At 33.6% G+C, this 18,819-nt stretch carries 16 protein-coding genes; 9 read left to right on the top strand and 7 right to left on the bottom strand.

The window, feature by feature from the left end:
• Window positions 1-13 precede the first annotated feature (13 nt).
• Both ung and gntR read left to right on the top strand, forming a co-directional pair.
• Window positions 14-706 carry a uracil-DNA glycosylase gene (gene ung / locus AC5LW9_RS00880; RefSeq protein ID WP_493454744.1) on the top strand — a complete coding sequence of 231 codons (693 nt, stop codon included), beginning with the start codon at window positions 14-16 and terminating at the stop codon, window positions 704-706.
• 19 nt (window positions 707-725) lie between these two features.
• Window positions 726-1,721, top strand: a complete 996-nt coding sequence (gntR, locus tag AC5LW9_RS00875) for a gluconate operon transcriptional repressor GntR (RefSeq protein WP_334324114.1) — start codon at window positions 726-728, stop codon at window positions 1,719-1,721.
• A gap of 66 nt (window positions 1,722-1,787) precedes the next feature.
• Here the strand turns inward: gntR and AC5LW9_RS00870 are convergent, their stop codons facing one another.
• Window positions 1,788-2,135: a DUF805 domain-containing protein gene (locus AC5LW9_RS00870; RefSeq protein WP_198227666.1), complete on the bottom strand. Its 348-nt coding sequence runs from the start codon at window positions 2,133-2,135 to the stop codon at window positions 1,788-1,790.
• 620 nt (window positions 2,136-2,755) lie between these two features.
• Window positions 2,756-3,103 carry a DUF805 domain-containing protein gene (locus AC5LW9_RS00865; RefSeq protein WP_198236385.1) on the bottom strand — a complete coding sequence of 116 codons (348 nt, stop codon included), beginning with the start codon at window positions 3,101-3,103 and terminating at the stop codon, window positions 2,756-2,758.
• 250 nt (window positions 3,104-3,353) lie between these two features.
• On the opposite strand from AC5LW9_RS00865, the gene upp reads away from it, so the two are divergent.
• Window positions 3,354-3,980, top strand: a complete 627-nt coding sequence (upp, locus tag AC5LW9_RS00860) for a uracil phosphoribosyltransferase (protein WP_025314320.1) — start codon at window positions 3,354-3,356, stop codon at window positions 3,978-3,980.
• A 186-nt stretch (window positions 3,981-4,166) separates the two neighbouring features.
• On the top strand, window positions 4,167-5,351 hold the full coding sequence (locus AC5LW9_RS00855) for a uracil-xanthine permease family protein (RefSeq protein WP_493456634.1): 1,185 nt from the start codon (window positions 4,167-4,169) through the stop codon (window positions 5,349-5,351).
• 556 nt (window positions 5,352-5,907) lie between these two features.
• On the opposite strand, the gene lysS is transcribed toward AC5LW9_RS00855, so the two are convergent.
• The 5 genes from lysS to AC5LW9_RS00830 all read right to left on the bottom strand — a co-directional run bounded on the left by lysS (window position 5,908) and on the right by AC5LW9_RS00830 (window position 11,190).
• Window positions 5,908-7,422: a lysine--tRNA ligase gene (gene lysS / locus AC5LW9_RS00850; protein WP_493456140.1), complete on the bottom strand. Its 1,515-nt coding sequence runs from the start codon at window positions 7,420-7,422 to the stop codon at window positions 5,908-5,910.
• A 31-nt stretch (window positions 7,423-7,453) separates the two neighbouring features.
• Window positions 7,454-8,552 (bottom strand): peptide chain release factor 2 gene (gene prfB / locus AC5LW9_RS00845; protein ID WP_143422390.1). Its coding sequence is split into 2 segments (ribosomal slippage): window positions 7,454-8,476 and window positions 8,478-8,552, totalling 1,098 coding nucleotides; the frame shifts between segments, so codons are not numbered across the junction.
• 296 nt (window positions 8,553-8,848) lie between these two features.
• Window positions 8,849-9,475 (bottom strand): Fe-Mn family superoxide dismutase, encoded by a 627-nt coding sequence (locus AC5LW9_RS00840; protein WP_334323441.1) that lies wholly within the window; start codon window positions 9,473-9,475, stop codon window positions 8,849-8,851.
• Window positions 9,476-9,609: 134 nt separating this feature from the next.
• Window positions 9,610-10,434 (bottom strand): VanW family protein, encoded by an 825-nt coding sequence (locus AC5LW9_RS00835; RefSeq protein WP_039128321.1) that lies wholly within the window; start codon window positions 10,432-10,434, stop codon window positions 9,610-9,612.
• 27 nt (window positions 10,435-10,461) lie between these two features.
• Window positions 10,462-11,190, bottom strand: a complete 729-nt coding sequence (locus AC5LW9_RS00830) for a type 1 glutamine amidotransferase (protein ID WP_039128322.1) — start codon at window positions 11,188-11,190, stop codon at window positions 10,462-10,464.
• Between the two features lie 498 nt (window positions 11,191-11,688).
• Between AC5LW9_RS00830 and AC5LW9_RS00825 the strand changes: the two genes are divergently transcribed.
• The 5 genes from AC5LW9_RS00825 (at window position 11,689) to AC5LW9_RS00805 (ending at window position 18,800) form a co-directional block, all read left to right on the top strand.
• Window positions 11,689-11,916 carry a hypothetical protein gene (locus tag AC5LW9_RS00825; protein WP_493456139.1) on the top strand — a complete coding sequence of 76 codons (228 nt, stop codon included), beginning with the start codon at window positions 11,689-11,691 and terminating at the stop codon, window positions 11,914-11,916.
• A 155-nt stretch (window positions 11,917-12,071) separates the two neighbouring features.
• Complete coding sequence (locus tag AC5LW9_RS00820) at window positions 12,072-12,992, top strand: hypothetical protein (protein WP_493456138.1); 921 nt, start codon at window positions 12,072-12,074, stop codon at window positions 12,990-12,992.
• 49 nt (window positions 12,993-13,041) lie between these two features.
• Window positions 13,042-17,070 carry a toxin VasX gene (locus AC5LW9_RS00815; protein ID WP_493456137.1) on the top strand — a complete coding sequence of 1,343 codons (4,029 nt, stop codon included), beginning with the start codon at window positions 13,042-13,044 and terminating at the stop codon, window positions 17,068-17,070.
• Window positions 17,071-17,085: 15 nt separating this feature from the next.
• Complete coding sequence (locus tag AC5LW9_RS00810; RefSeq protein WP_493456136.1) at window positions 17,086-17,922, top strand: DUF6708 domain-containing protein; 837 nt, start codon at window positions 17,086-17,088, stop codon at window positions 17,920-17,922.
• Between the two features lie 53 nt (window positions 17,923-17,975).
• Window positions 17,976-18,800 carry a DUF6708 domain-containing protein gene (locus AC5LW9_RS00805; RefSeq protein WP_411627072.1) on the top strand — a complete coding sequence of 275 codons (825 nt, stop codon included), beginning with the start codon at window positions 17,976-17,978 and terminating at the stop codon, window positions 18,798-18,800.
• Window positions 18,801-18,819: the final 19 nt, after the last annotated feature.

The following is an 18,819-nucleotide window of genomic DNA, read 5'->3' as shown; positions in this document are numbered from 1 at the left end:
ATATAGGTATTGTATGACTAATCAATTAACATGGCATGATGTCATTGGATCTGAGAAAGAAAAACCTTATTTTCAACAGATAATGCAATTTGTCGCATCGCAACGTGCTGAAGGGAAGATTATTTATCCTCCTCAGCACGATGTTTTTAATGCTTTTCGTTTTACTCCATTTAATGAAATTAAAGTGGTGATTTTAGGGCAAGATCCTTATCATGGCCCTAATCAAGCGCATGGTCTTTCATTTTCAGTGTTACCAGGTATAAAACCACCACCTTCTTTATTAAATATTTATAAAGAACTCTCAACTGATATTGAAGGATTTAAAATTCCTACTCATGGTTACCTTGCCTCTTGGGCAACACAAGGCGTATTATTGTTGAACAATGTATTAACTGTTGAGGCCGGCCAGGCTCATTCACATGCGAAAATAGGTTGGGAAACATTTACCGATCACGTAATCGCTGCAATCGATAAATACCTTGAAGGGGTGGTTTTTTTGTTATGGGGATCGCCTGCGCAGAAAAAAGGTCAGTTTATTGATCGTCAAAAACATCATGTATTAACTTCTGTTCATCCATCGCCATTGTCTGCACATCGTGGTTTTTTCGGTTGTAAGCATTTTTCAAAAGCGAACGATCTTATTCGGCAACAAGGAAAAATACCAATAAATTGGCAACCTGTGCTTTTGGAAAATATTAATAAGTAGTATAAAAAACATGGTTAGTATAAAAAAACGTCGCACAGGTTTGCAGGAAATAGCTGATTTTATTGGTATTAGTAAAATGACAGTAAGCCGTTTTTTACGTGATCCTAATCTTGTATCAAAACCACTTCAGTTACAAATATCAGCAGCAATAGATGAACTTGGCTATATCCCTAATAAAGCACCAGATATGCTGTCTAATGCAAAAAGTAATGCGATTGGTGTTTTATTACCATCATTGACCAATCAGGTATTTGCTGATGTATTGAAAGGCATCGAACTTGTAACAGATAAACATGGTTATCAAACCATGATTGCACACACAGGATATAATCCTGAAAAAGAAGAAATGCGCTTGCGATCGTTACTTGCTTATAATATTGATGGATTGATACTAACTGAACGAACTCATACCGCTGCAACACGAAAGATGATTGAAATATCAGGTGTACCTGTAGTTGAAATTATGGATAGTGTTTCGCCTTGTATTGATATGGCTGTTGGTTTTGATAATTATGAAGTAACTAAAAATATGGTTATTCGCATGATTAAGAAAGGTCATAAACATATCGCTTATTTTAGTGCGCGTCAGGATGATAGAAGCATTATTCGCCAGCAAGGTTATGAACAAGCCATGCGAGACGCAGGACTGTCTACCAAAACTTTTGCGACAAAAGAATCTTCGTCTTATTCATTAGGTAAGTACTTACTTCATCAAGCATTGAAAGAGTATCCACAAATTGATGGTGTTTTTAGTACTAACGATGATTTAGCACTTGGGGTATTGTTTGAATGTCAACGGTTAGGTATTAAAGTACCTGAACAACTAGCTATTGCTGGTTTTCATGGACATGATGTTGGGCAAGTCGTCACGCCGAAATTAGCTTCTATTTTGACACCGAGAATTGAAATCGGTCAGAAATCAGCCGACATGTTATTGAAATGTATTAATGGTGAACAGATTGATCAGAATGTAATTGATTTGCCTGTTGAGTTTTTAGACGGCGAAAGTATTTAATAACCTAGTAGATAACACGAAAATTTAGTTAACCTCATTACATCTAGTAATGAGGTCATTGACACATTAAAGCCCTTTAGGATTTTCACCGTATTGATTAGGTCCAGGTGTCGAATCTATTAAACAAAAGACAAATAATATAATACTGCCAAAAGGAACAAATTGTAGCAATATCCACCAGCCTGATTTGCCTGTATCATGTAAGCGTCGTACAGTAACAGCTAAAGAAGGGAGTAATATTGCCAACGTATATATTAAAGTCAATACATATTCAAGTCCCAACAAAGAATCAAGCAGCATTACAACAAAGCAAGCAATAACATTAAATAAAGTATACATCCAATACTCTTTTCGACGCGCTCTTCCGTTGAAATTTACATAATTTTTTGTAATACAATCAATAAACCAATTCATCCTTAAATATTCCTTTTTAATTTAATTAGAAAAATACCCTCTTGGGGCTAGGTATTTTAATAAAAAAAAAATTAAAATAAAACTGATTTTTATCATTAAAATTAATTTTTTTATTTTATTTTCAATGGCTATATTATCAGATCTCTTATTGATTTCGAGTTTTTCTATCGCGATATTTATATTCGTATTATCGATCAATGGCTATTTATACCTACTAATTATATCTTCAAAAATAGCACAGGGTTTCCATGAAAACTATTTAAGTAAAATATCCTTTTAAATACCATAGAGATAGCTTAATGAGCAAACATGATATTATCAAAAAAGATTTCGATATTTGTTAATTAAGCTGATTACCCATTTACCTACTGAAGCAAGTGCAAATTTCTCGTTTAAGATTGTAATCATTAAAAGTTGATGTAATTCTGTAAATAGTCGGAATTGAAAGAAAAATTTCTATATTTCCAATTTTGCGTGAAAGATTAATTATGATAAATGATGTATTTCAACAAATTGATTTTCTAGTTGATTATTTAGGCGACGAAAGTATTTAATAACATATTAGATAATACTGAAAATTAGTTAACCTCATTACATCTGGTAATGAGGTCATTCACACATTAAAACCTTTTAGGATTTTCCCCGTATTGATTAGGTCCTGGTGTCGAATCTATTAAACAAAAGATAAGTAATATAATATTGCCAAATGGAACAAACATCAGCAATAACCACCAGCCTGATTTGCCTGTATCATGTAGGCGTCGTACAGTAACAGCGTAAGAAGGAATCAATATTGCCAGCACATATATTAAAATCAATACATTGTTAAGTTCCATAAAAGAATCAAGCAGCATTACAACAACGCAAGCAATAATATTAAATAAATTAAACATCCAATACTCTTTACGACGTGCTCTTCCGCTGAAGTTTACATAATTTTTTGTAATACAATCAATAAACCAATCCATCCTTAAATATTCCTTTTTAATTTAATTAGAAAAATACCCTTTTGTGGTAGGTATTTTAATAAAAAAAAATCAAAATAAAACTGATTTTTTGAATTAAAATCTGTTTTATTTATTTTATTTTCAATAGTTATGCTAACAGTTCTCGTATTGATTTCAGGTTTTCATAAAATGAGATTTATGTTAGAATTACCGCTCAGTGGTTATTTATACCTACTAATTATGTCTTGAAAGAATAACACTGAGGCCCCCCATGAAAATTGTTGAAGTAAAACACCCTCTTGTACGTCACAAAATTGGTTTAATGCGTGAACATGATATTAGCACAAAAGATTTCCGTGACCTTGCCAGCGAAGTAGGCAGCTTATTAACTTATGAAGCAACGGCGAATCTTCCAACCGAAACTGTAACCATTGAAGGTTGGTGTGGTCCTGTTCAAGTAGAACGTATTAAAGGTAAAAAAATTACTGTAGTGCCAATTTTGCGAGCAGGCTTAGGTATGATGGATGGAGTATTGGAACATGTACCGAGCGCAAGAATTAGCGTTGTTGGTTTTTATCGTAATGAAGAAACGTTAGAACCAGTCCCTTATTTCCAAAAATTAACTTCTGATATTGAAGAACGAATGGCTTTGGTTGTTGATCCAATGCTTGCAACAGGTGGTTCAATGGTTGCAACTATTGATCTGCTTAAGAAAGCGGGTTGTAAAAATATCAAAGTATTAGTTTTAGTTGCAGCTCCAGAAGGCATTAAAACACTTGAGCAGGCGCATCCTGATGTCGAACTTTATACCGCTTCAATTGATGAAAGGCTGAATGATAAAGGCTACATCTTACCAGGGCTTGGTGATGCTGGCGATAAAATATTTGGCACTAAATAAAATCTCAAATTTTAGACCGGTTTATCCGGTTTTTTTATGCCTGTTAATTAATTATCAAATTATTTATGAGCTACATATTAAGTTGAAAAGGAGATTGTCAACGTGGCAAAAATCACAACAGATGAAGTAAAGCATCAAGCCCCCCAGTCTAAACACTCATGGCAGGACATTTTTACCGGAGCTCAAATGTTATTTGTCGCATTTGGTGCATTAGTTTTAGTTCCTCTATTAACTGGATTAAACCCAAATGTGGCACTGTTTACAGCTGGTGTTGGTACGCTATTGTTTCAACTTACTACTAAAGGAAAAGTGCCAGTATTTTTAGCTTCTTCCTTTGCCTTTATTGCACCAATTTCATTTGGTGTAGCGCAGTGGGGAATACCTGCAACATTAGGTGGTTTAGTTGCCGCAGGTTTTGTGTTTATGTTTTTTGCTTTTTTAGTAAAAATTAATGGAAATAATATAATTAACCGAATTTTACCACCCGTAGTGACGGGGCCCATTATTATGGTTATTGGTTTATCCCTAGCGCCGGTCGCAGTCGGCATGGCAATGGGTAAAGATAGTGGTTTACCAGCTGAAAACTATCAATTAATTATTATTTCAATGGCATCACTCATTACCACTTTAGCTATGGCGATTTGGGCAAAAGGTTTTTTTAAATTAGTACCCATCATTGCTGGGATCATCGTAGGATATACGCTTTCGTGTTTATTTGGTATCGTCAATTTTCAATCTGTTATTGATGCTCCATGGTTTAAAGTTCCTGATTTCACGTTTCCAACATTTCAATGGCAAGCTATTTTATATATGATTCCAATTGTTATCGCACCAACCATTGAACATGTAGGTGATATTATGGCAATTAGTTCTGTTACAGGTAAAGATTATACTCGTGAACCTGGTTTACAACGTACTTTGTTAGGTGACGGGCTCGCGACCTCAACTGCTGGACTTTTGGGGGGACCACCTTGTATTACTTACGCTGAAGTAATTGGTGCAGTAACGTTAACGCGTAATTTTAAAACAAGAGTGATGACGTGGGCTGCAATTTGGGCGATTTTAATGTCTTTTGTCGGAAAGATTGGCGCTTTTTTAAGCTCCATTCCAACGGTAGTTATGGGCGGCATTATGGTACTACTGTTTGGGTCAATTGCATCGGTTGGCATCAATATTCTAGTCAAACATAAAGTAGATCTATCCGTTTCTCGTAATATGTGTATTGTTTCATTGGTGTTAGTGTTTGGTATTGGTGGAATGATTTTTGATTTTGGCTCTTATGCACTACAAGGAATTAGCTTGTGTGGCATTTTAGCTATTGTATTAAATTTAATATTACCTCATCACACTAAACCGACCAATATTAGTTAATCTAAATTAATAAGCCGTTAATGATGAATATCATTAACGGTTTCTTATTCTCATAACTGACTATTTTATAAATGTTGTTAATTCCATCGTGACTTGATGTGAGTGATGACGTTCTTTGCAATAGTTTGAGTTTTCACTAAAGGTTTTAGCTTAATTTTTTCTTTTATTATCATTAAAAAACTTAATCAATATTGATTAGGGAAGTTAACTATTGTTGTCTCAACAGACCGATTAATTACGATCTAATTATTATATCTCTAACCATTAACTAATCAGATTTTAGAGTAATATTTAGAAAGCCTATAAGTGTTCTTTGTGAAGTTTAGAGTTGGTATGAATGATAGTATTTTAATTTAATTGCAATGAATAAAGGATTTTTACTTAATTATTTTATTTTAAATATTTTAATGAGATAGAAATATCTGAATAAAATTAATATCAATTGTTTTTTATTATAATAAAAGAAGTATTGTAAAAAAGTTTGAGGTTAACTATACGTTTGAGTATAAAACCTCACTTATTTAATAATAAGTGAGGTTTATTATGGTAAGAAATTTTATTTTATTGGACGCATGGTTGGGAATAAAATTACGTCACGAATGGTATGGCTGTTAGTAAATAACATTACCGTGCGATCGATACCAATACCAAGTCCTGCTGTTGGCGGTAAGCCATGTTCAAGTGCAGTGATATAATCATCATCATAGAACATCGCTTCATCATCTCCAGCATCTTTTTGTGATACTTGATCAGCAAAACGTTGTGCTTGATCTTCAGCATCATTAAGTTCTGAGAATCCGTTACCAATTTCTCGTCCACCAATAAAGAACTCAAAACGGTCGGTAACAAATGGATTTTCATCGTTACGACGAGCAAGTGGTGATACTTCCGCTGGGTATTCAGTGATAAATGTTGGTTGAATTAAGTTAGCTTCTGCAACTTCTTCGAAGATTTCTGTAACAACACGACCAAGACCCCAACCTTTTTCAACTTTGATACCAACAGCTTTTGCAATAGCACACGCTTTATCAAAATCATCTAAATCGGCATTATTGGTTTCTGGTCGATAATGACAAATAGCTTCGCGCATGGTCATTTTGATGAAAGGTTTTCCAAAATCAAAAGTATGATCGCCATATTGCACAACAGGATTACCTGTTACCTCAATGGCTAAACGACGGAATAACGATTCAGTTAAAACAATCAGATCTTTATAATCCGCATAAGCCATATACATTTCCATCATGGTGAATTCTGGATTATGTCTTGGTGATACCCCTTCATTACGAAAGTTTCGGTTAATCTCAAACACACGTTCAAAACCACCCACTACCAAGCGTTTTAAATAAAGTTCAGGGGCAATACGCAAATACATATCAAGATCGAGCGCATTATGGTGCGTGATAAATGGTTTAGCCGAAGCGCCACCAGGGATCACTTGCATCATTGGAGTTTCAACTTCCATAAAGTGGTTTTCAAGCATAAAGTTACGAATTTCTGTTACCACTTTTGAACGAGCAATAAAGGTATTACGTGATTCTTGGTTAGTGATAAGATCCAGGTAACGTTGACGATAACGCATTTCTTGATCAGCAAGACCATGGAATTTGTCAGGTAATGGGCGTAGCGCTTTAGTTAACAGACGAATTTCTTCACAGTGAATTGATAGTTCACCAGTTTTTGTTTTAAACAAATACCCTTTAGCTCCAATGATATCCCCAAGATCCCACTTTTTAAATTGTTCATTATAAAAGTTTTCAGGTAGATCATCACGAGTAACATAAAGTTGGATTTGCCCAGCAACATCTTGTAATGAAACAAACGATGCTTTCCCCATAATACGGCGCATCATCATTCGACCAGCAACAGTAACGGTAATTTTATTTTGAATTAACTCTTCGTTAGTTTTATCGTCATATAATTTATGAAGATCGCTAGAAATTGCGTCACGGCGAAAGTCATTAGGGAACGCAATACCTTGCTCGCGAATATGTGCAAGCTTTTCACGACGTATTGCAAGCTCGTTATTTAACTCTTCAATATGATTTTGTTGCTCTTGCTGTGTTGACATAATTTTACCTTTTATTTATCACCAAGCAGGGTTATAAACCTGCTTTTAAGCTTTCTTCAATAAATTGATCTAAATCACCGTCTAAAACGGCTTGAGTATTGCGTGTTTCTACACCAGTACGTAAATCTTTAATCCTTGAGTCATCAAGGACATACGAACGAATTTGACTGCCCCAACCAATATCGGATTTATTGTCTTCCATCTGCTGTTTTTCGGCATTCTTTTTCTGCATTTCAAGCTCATACAATTTAGCTTTCAACTGCTTCATGGCTTGATCTTTATTACTGTGCTGAGAACGGTTATTTTGACATTGCGTTACAATGCCTGTTGGAATATGGGTAATACGTACCGCTGATTCAGTTCTATTAACATGCTGACCACCCGCACCGGATGCACGATAAACATCAATACGAAGATCGGCAGGGTTAATATCGATATCAATATTATCATCAATTTCAGGGTAGACAAAGACAGATGCAAATGATGTATGACGACGGTTACCTGAATCAAATGGACTTTTACGTACTAACCTATGAACTCCTGTTTCGGTGCGCAACCAACCATAAGCATAGTCGCCAGATACTTTAATTGTTGCTGATTTTATACCAGCAACATCACCATCTGATACTTCCATAACTTCGGTGGTAAAACCTTTTGATTCGGCCCAACGCAAATACATTCTGAGTAGCATTTCTGCCCAATCTTGCGCTTCAGTACCGCCTGAACCCGATTGAATATCTAAATAACAGTCAGCACTATCGTAATCGCCAGAAAACATACGGCGGAACTCAAGGCCTGCTAATTTTTTTTCTAATTGTTCAAGTTCTAGATTGGTTTCATTAAAGGTATCTTGATCTTCGGCTTCAATAGCAAGCTCAAGTAAACCTTCGACATCGTCAAGTCCTTGCTCTAATGAATTAATGGTATTGATGATATCTTCAAGTGCTACTCGTTCTTTACCTAAAGCTTGTGCTTTTTCAGGATCAGCCCAGACTTCAGATTGCTCTAATTCGGCGTTGACTTCTTCTAGTCGTTCTTTTTTTAGATCATAGTCAAAGATACCCCCGAATCACAGCAGTGCGTTCGGTAAGTTCTGCGATCTTTGATTTAACCGGATTAATTTCAAACATGTTTTAAATTGGATGCTCAGTTTATGATTTTTAAATAAGCATTCATTGTAGCGGATTTAAGTATAATTTAGCAATTACCAATTTAGGCTTGGTGCATTGTGATTCAATAATTTTATCCAACAAAGTGAGGGATAAAGTAACATTATTAAAAAGAGGTGAACATTGATAAAAAAATGGTTCAAATTTTACAAAATAAATTAAACGTAATATAGCCACAATGGTAAAGAATAATTACTCTAAAACGATAATGACGCACAAGGCGCCATTATCAGATAGTTTGGATAAAGTTATTTAAATTATTTTTTAGCTTCTGCGTATAACTCGGCGACTTTATCCCAATTAATAACATTCCAAAATGCCCCAATGTAGTCAGCACGACGGTTTTGATATTTCAAATAGTAAGCATGTTCCCAAACGTCAAGAGCCAAAATTGGTGTGCCAGATACACCAGCAAATTTTTCACCCATAATTGGTGAATCTTGGTTAGCGGTGGAAACAACTTCAAGCTTACCATCTTTAAGCACTAACCATGCCCAACCTGAACCAAAACGGGTTGCAGCAGCAGCAGAAAATTTCTCTTTAAATGCATCAATCGAACCAAAATCTTTTTCTATGGCTGTTTTCAGCTCACCTTTAAGTTCAGTCCCGATTTTTAACAATTCCCAGAAAAGAGTGTGATTAACATGACCACCAACATTATTTTTAACGCCAGTAACTTTGTCTGATGGAACTTTATCTAGATTTTTTAGTAATGTTTCAGGACAAAAGTCTTTAACTTCAGCAGGTAATGATTCTAATAATGCGTTAGCGTTATTTACATAAGTTTGATGATGTTTATCATGATGAAGATGCATGGTTTCAGTATCAATATAAGGCTCTAAAGCATCATAAGCATAAGGTAGAGGGGGTAATGTATAAGCCATGAAATTGCTCCTTTCATTTATTGGTTTTTTACTTTTTATGTTAAAAGTATACGAGCTATTACTAGTGTCCACAAACTATTATTTAGATAGTTAATGACTATCTAATTAATGTAATTGCTGTACGATTTTTACGTTTAGTTTTGCTGAGTTAAATAAGGTGTATACATCATAATTGCATGATTTTCACTAATAAGATTTTCCTCTATCTGTTTATCAAGCAAATGCGTTTTACGTTGCCATATCTTATTGTGTCTCGTGTATCCGCCCCACCATTGTTGCTCAATGACGTGATCAGTTTCGAATATTTCATAGTGATAAGATAGCGGTGTATTGGCTAGCAGTTCACCATGTAAGTATTCATCATCTAACCAAAGGTTAAGTCGGTAGGTTGTATTTGTTTTATTGAGCAATTGTAAATCTATATAGTTATAAGATAATGTTGCACCACAAGCAAATGGAATAGTGCGATTAACATCAGGAAAAACATCAAAACTATGTCGCCACCGTTCAATAATTGTTAAATCAGAGTGTAGTGCAATCCAGTAAATTAAATTGCCAAGTTGACATAAACCACCACCAATATCTTTACCAATTTGACCATTATGTAGTGAGAGACCTTCTAAAAAACCACGTTCTTTAGACGGCCGCCCCACTTTTTGCCAAATTGAAAATCGTTGATTGGGCTTAATTATCGAACCGTTAATCTGTTCAATCGCTAAGCGAAGATTAGTGATTTTGTTATATTGCAAATACATATCAACATCTTTTAGTTGTCTTAACAATACAGATTGATGTTTTTTATGAGAATAGCAGCAAGTATTATTATTCTTATCTATTACGCAATAGGCGTGGCGGTTGCGCCACCAATCTAATTTACGCTTAACGATAAAATACTCTTTACCTAATTTTAATCTTAACTGACTGCGTTTTTTAGGTTTTTCTACAACAGTGTTTTGCATACAACTCCATCCTAACCACTGAATTGATTATTTTTTTATAAGTGATAAATAATTAATGCTTAACTTATCAAGAAAAACAAAAAGCTTTAAATTCATTTGGCTATAATCATGTTTTCGTAACATATCGGGCGTATCAACAAAACGATAATTTGCAGCTTGATTCAGATCGTTTAACGAATGAGAAATGAGTTTTTCAATGACTTCATGTGTTAATTCTAAATGACACTGAAAACCATAAACCAATTTACCATAAGCAATAATTTGCCGCGGACAGCCTTCACTATACGCAATTATTTGTGCATCTTTTGTTAATCCCGGCATATCATTGTGCCAATGACCTACCGCTAATTCATCACCAAAATGCGTAAATAAAGAGTGATGTTTTCCAACTTCGGTTAATGTAATTGGGAATTTGCCAATTTCTTTTTCTGGGCTGTGTTCATGAGTCGCACCTAATGCCTCACCAATCAATTGTGAACCTAAGCAAACACCGATAACGACTTTCCCTGCTTCAATGGCTGACAAAATTACTGCTTGTTCAGCTAATGAATCAAAATGTGCACACTCTTGCTTTGTTGTTGCTGGTGATTGTGGTCCGCCCATGATAATTAAAAAGTCAATGTGATTGATATTATCAGGTAGCGCTTCACCAAGATAAACCCGCGAATAACTAATAGTATGTTGATGTATTTTCGCCCATTGCTCATAAGCACCTGGTGCTTCAAATTCTTCGTGGACTATAAAATGTATATGCATGGGTTCCTAATTCCTAATGTATTAAAATTATTATATTAATTGACAATAAACTTAGTATTAATTATCTCAAAAATACTCAACAATATATTAAGCAATAACAGTTATAAAAACAAAATATTTGTATTTCAATAATTATCATTTGCAATGATAAATTCAATTAATACCATTATCGTCATCTTTAATCACATTATTTTAAATAAATGCTAATTTTTAGCATTAAAATTAAATGAATAAGTGTTACAGTTAATTGACATTTTGTATCCATTATTTAGCTTGCTAACAGAGTAATTTTAATCATGCTAATAATGGTTATTTAACTATAACTTGATAAAAAAACACACATAATTAAGTTAAAAAAAATATAATAACAGATTGAAAATCATACAAATAAATTATATCCTTTATACAAAATGTACTTATATTAAAGTTAATATTGGAAATATTTCATTTTAAAAAATAATAAATAAAATTTAGCTTGTTAGGATATGTAAGGAAGTAATGGAAACATCTTTTTTAAAAACAACATCAGCCAGTGTTAACGCACTTTCTAAAACGGTTTTAAAAAACCGTGATTCGCTTGAAATTGATATTATAACCAATAGATTAATTTCTATTTTTCTAGTTGCAATAGACGAACAATTAAATCAATCTTGCGATTATTCAATTATTTCCACTTTCAGCTACAAAAAATTATCGGTCAACCCAAGGTTAGATCTAAATGATTGATTTATTAAAATCAACGAAAACGTCATTGAGTTGAGAATCATCGATAATGTCTACTTAAAATGTAATACGATGAAAAACGAGTGTTAACCAAAAAGAACTATTTTACTAAAAATGAGTGAAATTAATGATAAACGCTGTACGAAAAAAGGTTAAAAATGTTCAATGAACTAAATCGGTACGATAATTTTAGACGATATCGTTATCTTTTAATTGATAATAGGGTTGTACTTCATTGGGCAAATCCGTTATCACTTGAAAAACTAACTCAACAATTTGGCGAAAATAAAGCTTTTGGTGAGAAAAAACTAACAACAGTATTACGTACTGATCTAGATTACGATCCGAGTGTTTGCCCGACATTGATTCAATTGGCAGAGCCAAGTATATTGACCGATGATGTCATTATTGATGACATTAGCCGACAAGCCACATTAGAGCGTTTTTGGTCACAACGTTATATCTGTGCTTATCTGGTTAGTGACCAAAAACCGTCAGCGTTGGCAAAACAATTAATCGATATTGGTAATTCAATTGGTCGAACTTTAAAAGGATCGTATTACCCATTTTTTGAGCCTTTTCGGATGCAATTTTTAGATGAAGTGGGCTCAAATCAAAGTAAAGCGTGGTTAAAAGCGCAATTTTCTCAAATTTACAACTATTATTATCCTTCAATTCATAATGGTAAATTTATTCAATTTACTGCTAATAAAGAAACTATACCAGAAACGAGTTGGGATGTTGATGACAATCTGCCTATTAAAAATATTCGAATAATCCGTACTTTGGTTAATGCTTGGGCAAATAACCGATTACAATTTGAAGAGCAACAATCTTTACCATTATCAAAAGATGTTATCACTGAGGCGACACAATTGGTTGAGCAAGCCAAGCAATTAGGTTTAGTTGATGCTGGTGATATCTTATTTTGGGGAATTTGTGGTTTAAGGTACCATCAAGCCTTTACCCAAAATCCAAAAGTTTTAATGTTAACTGAGCTTGCTAAAAAAACACCGGGAACACTATCAACACAAGTTAATAATGCCAATATTATTATTGAAAGTACAAACATTAAGTAAATTAGATAAATAAAATAATAAAATAATAAAATAATAAGGAATAGCCAACATGCAAAAAGAAATAAATACCGCCAATCAAAATAAAAAACAAGCGGCTGGTAAATGTCCTGTATGTGAGCGGAAAGGGATTCCGGTGTTTTTACTGCGTCAGGCGGTAATTAAATTAGCTCCGTTTGAAGGCGCAAAAAGTGATCTTGATTATCAATCGTTAGCTAATTATGCACAAAAAATAAACTTTAAAAATCGCATGCCTGACGAACAGTTAAAAGATTATGGCTATATTTTGCGTACTCTGCGCAATGGTTATGTTTATGTGATGCAACAAAAAGGGGATGATATTAATACACGAATGCTTGAAGCTTATGAGTGTATTGATGGTGCATTACGTTTAAAAGATGCTTATAGTTTAAGTGGTACAGAACCAAGACCATTATCAAAAGCGTGTTACAATGCCTGTCACTCCATTCCAGCTTCATTTATTAATTTAGATGATCGAGTCTATACCAATGCATGGGTAGCGTATGTATCACAACCTTGGTCTAGCGAAACAATTAATCAATATATTAAAGAACAAGACAAACTGGCGCTGTCTCGTTTTACCTATATTGATATAACCAAATTGAAAGATGATCCCGATCAAGCAACTAACAATCGAGCAGTACCTTTTGCGGATATTTTTGGTAAAGCGGATGATACCGAAAGTGTCAGTAACGTACTTGAATTTAGAATAAAAAAAGACCCTTTGACAAACTTCAAATCGGCACATCCATTTGTCAGTCTTTATAATCAAAAACGTTTATTTGCCTACCATGTCAATCAATTATCAGATTCCTCATGTGGTGTCGTTGTGGAAGATACCTTTGGTATTGCTGAAGAGCTAAACTCTCAGCGGCTTTCGCATTTGCATATATTTAATGAAAAACCGCTGACCGATGACGAATTAAAACTTGCTGAAGAAAGTATTGATAATTTGGATGACATTGATAAAGAAACCAAAATTTATGAACAACGTGCCAAAAATATGCTCAAAACAATCAATCCAGATTTGCAACAACGCTTTAAATATTATGAAGCTGGAATGTTAAAAAAACGGATGATATTTGAATTGATGACTCAGTACCGTCAGTCAATTGTAACGTTTTATGATCGTGAAATTGCTAAAGTAGAGGAAGAAATTGAAAAAGTTGTAAATTCTGGTAATGATCATCTTGTCTATAACGGTATTACCGTATCAGCAGGAATGCGAGCTATAATAGGCAATCTATCATCCGACAAAAAGCAAGCATTAGACGATTTTGATGATTGTGTTGATCAAGGTAAAATTCAGATTTTTACTAGCGAATTAGAGTCAGCTTATAACGAAGTCGTTAATTATTGTCGAGAATGGTCACAAGATTATTATACTTATGTTCGCTGGTTGTTTGGTAAGCAAGAGTTTATATCGGACTATGGTGAATCAAAACCAAGCAACTTTAACCTAGTCCATTTTTGGCAACGTGAATTTGATTTTTCGGTTGAAACAGCCTTGATGGCGCATGTAACAGAAGTTACGCAAATACTATTAGATTCAACCCATTCAGAAATAAAATTTGCCAATGATAGCGCCTTGTGGGATGAGCTGCTTAGCAATCCAGAAAGTATCTATTACATTATTGACTATAATAATCCTAAAGGTATTGATCGTGATGAAGAAGTGTATGTTGAACTGACGGATAACCGACTGCTCAAACCTAGCGATATAATATCAAATGTTTTGAGTTTTGCACCTGTTGTAAATAAAGTAATTGAAGAAGTAAACAAAGACGCACTAAAAAGAAAACAATATATATTAGAACAGAATAAAGCACAGTTAGAAGCTGAAATTAAAATCAATCAGCAAAAAATAGAACAACTGGAAAGCAAAAAAAAGAGTATTCCAGTCCATAATCAAACTGAAATTCAAGAATTGATAAAGGTAAAAAGAAAGTACAACGCTGAAATTCAAACATTAAATAAAGAGCTTGAAAAGGTTAATCAACAAATGTCAGAAATGGCTCAACCAAATGTGTCAAACTTAGGGCAGAGCGCTAATAGAAATGATTTATTAAATCATACCGCTCTTAAAAAGCAGGCTGTACTAATTAAAGACCAATTACATATACCTATAAAATCACAGTGGATGCGACTTAACGCTTTTGATCAACTAGCCAGAATCGGTGCAATGCCCGTTGAAATTAATATACAGATAAAACCTGAGAATATCGCTAAAATCCAAAATTTATTTACTCAAATGCAGCGAAGTTTTTTTAATCGAGGTCTTTATCATCCACACGAACAGGAATTTTTGCAAAATTTTGACATTGATGAAAAGGTAACTAAAACAGGTACAACTAAAACCAGAAAAGCTAAATTTACGCTCTGTTTTCCAGACAAAGTAACAAGAAGTTTATTTGTCGAGTTTATTAAGAAAACCAATGGGATATTAAACCCCTACGAATTAAAAAAATTTATTGAAAATGCGTATAAAGACTATTTTAAGCTAATTTATAAACAAAAAAATCTTCAAGCACAGCTTGAGAATGCAACCAAAAATAAAACGTCAATCAATGAAAAAATAAATCAAGGTAGTAGCAAAAATACTAGCAATAAAACCACAAAAATCAACCAAAAAATAGAAAAGATAGGAGATCTTTCAAACAAAAATAAAATTGATTTAGAAACAGTCATTAATAAAATTGAGTTAGAAGGCGTTAATAGCGAAATCAAAATTGGAAAAATAACTTTTGCCATTAATCTGGCTGTGGATGCAATATCATGTGTTGTCACTTTGATGAATATAAAAGACACTCTCAAAGAGTGGGGAGTTGCTAAAGAGGGCAGTGGCGAACAAAAAGTAAAAGTACAACTAATAAAAGATGTGGTATCACTAGCTTTAACGAGTGTTGATTTAACCAGTCAATACCAAAATATTAAACTCAATAAGCAATTAGAAAATGCTATTAATACCAATAAGCAAGCCATTCGTAGTCAATTAAAATTAAATACTCTAATTAATAAAACAGTTTCCAGAGTAACAACAGTAATCACCGTTCTTGAAGCCATTGGTGAATTAAAAAGTTCGTTTGATATGTTAGATATGGAAAATAAAAAATATTTTGCAGCTAGATTGGGAGGTTCAATTTTTTTGGGATTTGGTTCTCTAATATTATTAATTAGTACACCTGTAACTATAGTTATAGGTATTGTAGCAATGGTTATTGGTAGTTTATTAATTTTATTCAGTAAAAAATATGATAAATTCACGCCTATTCAGCATTGGCTAAATCGTTGCTATTTTGGCAATCAAGCAGAATTAGAATATTTAGGTTATGACGCTTATCATGAAGAAGATCGCTATTCACACAGTGGTTTTGGTTTAGCGCTCAATGACTATACAGTTATGATCTATGGCATTCAAACCTTTATCCGTTTGCAATCGCTTTATAATGGTGCCCCTGTAGTACCAATGCCTGATTCATCCAATATCTTTCAACGTCACATCTATTTTTATGTGGATATTCCCGATTTTGCCAAAGCCAATCCTAACGAAGCGCTAACGGCTTCCATTCGTTTATATCTTTATAACTGGGAACATCTTGATAACCAATCAAGTGTTGTAACCGATAAATATATCGATTTAAAATGCCGCGTAACAACCAACGGTATTGAAGTTTTAGAGATTAAAAGTGATCCAGTAACCGACAAATATATTTGCACCGATAAAAAAATGTTTTTCAATAAATATGAACTGCCGTCATTGATAAGCAAGTTTCCTTCTTCAATTGGGGAGCGTTATATCGATGAACCAGCTGAATTTCAATTAACGCAAACTCTAGAGAATGGAACAAAAGTGATCGAAAGCAAACCAAAATATAGTGATATTAAAAATGTTATGGTTAAACAAGGTGATAGTATTGACAGTGATGGGTTAATTATTAATAAATGGATTGCAGGCACAATTGGTGCTAATAGTATTAAAAAATACCATATAATCATTGAGTATAATAACCGTGAAGCAGTTCCATTAGTCATTACCAAAAAGTCTAACAAAATTAATTAACGAAAAGGAGCAACAATGCCATCACAATATCGTCCACAAATATTAGGCTGGATAGGGGATTTAGATAAAGGCTCAAAAAATATTTCAGGTGCCGATGATCGTTTACTGTATGCTAACGATAACTACTGTGCTTTTCTTCGTAAAACGTCATCTGATCAGATTTTTTATTTATTTATTTCCTTAATATCAATATTATCCCTTACTTTTTATATAATTTTTTATTTTTCATTTAATTTTAGTTTTAGTTTTGAAATCTCAATTGATAATGATGAAAAAATTATAGATATTTTATTATCATTTGGCGTTATTGTCAGTTTGTTTGCTATATATCTAATGATTCCCGAATTATACCAAAATCTTTTTACACGGCGGGGATGCCCAATAATCTTTAATCGTAAAACCAATAAAGTGTATATTAATGAAAGTTATTTCTTTAATTTTACTTCATTTAAAAATCCGATTCATTTTTTACAGCCTAATAAAAAACGAATAAAAGAGTATGATTGGGTCGATTTACATGGTGTTGTGGTGCATAACTTTTCCACCTATTCACTCAATACTACTATTTTAATGGTGTGTGAGCCGGGCACGCATAAAACTATTGACCATGTGCTATTAGATCCACAACGTAATGGTATTGGTAGTTATCAGGTTTGGGGATGGGTCAATAATTTTATGTGCTTTAACGATCTAATCAGTTTAAACGACGGAAAATATACGTGGGAGCAAGAAACACCTTTTAAAAAGGATATCATCCAAGATCAAGGCTGGCCGGAATGGATGGTGGAAGCGTTTAACGCCCTGTCGCCCGAACACCTTACTGAGATTAAGCAAAAATATCATGTGCAATAACTAGATTGCTCAAGAAATAAAAACAAAGCAAAAGAAAAAAATTAGGAATAACAATGCCATCACAATATCGTCCACAAATATTAGGCTGGATAGGGGATTTAGATAAAGGCTCAAAAAATATTTCAGGTGCCGATGATCGTTTACTGTATGCTAACGATAACTATTGCGCTTTCCTTCGCAAAACATCTTCTGATCAGATTTTTTATTTATGTATTAGTGGTATTATTACATTTTTATTGATTTTCATTATACCAGTATCAATATATTTACTTACACTAATAAAAATAGATTCTAATAGTCATAAAGCTATATTTTTGATTCCGTTAATTATTATTTTGTTTGTTATTACTCTATATTTAATGATTCCCGAATTATACCAAAATCTTTTTACACGAAAAGGTAGTCCAATAATCTTTAATCGTAAAACCAATAAAGTGTATATTAATGAAAGTTATTTCTTTAATTTTACTTCGTTTAAAAATCCGATTCATTTTTTACAGCCTAATAAAAAACGAATAAAAGAGTATGATTGGGCCGATTTACATGGGGTTGTGGTGCATAACTTTTCCACCTATTCACTCAATACTACTATTTTAATGGTGTGTGAGCCGGGCACACATAAAACTATTGACCATGTGCTATTAGATCCACTGCGTAATGGTATTGGTAGTTATCAGGTCTGGGGATGGGTTAATAATTTTATGTGCTTTAACGATTTAATCAGTTTAAACGACGGAAAATATACGTGGGAGCAAGAAACACCTTTTAAAAAGGATATCATCCAAGATCAAGGCTGGCCGGAATGGATGGTGGAAGCGTTTAACGCCCTGTCGCCCGAACACCTTACTGAGATTAAGCAAAAATATCATGTGCAATAACTAGATTTCTCAAGAAATA

This window comes from Gilliamella sp. LMG 34360, from assembly GCF_984568995.1.
The sequence above is the reverse complement of the archived record's forward strand: the minus strand, read 5'-3'. Positions and strand labels throughout refer to the sequence as shown.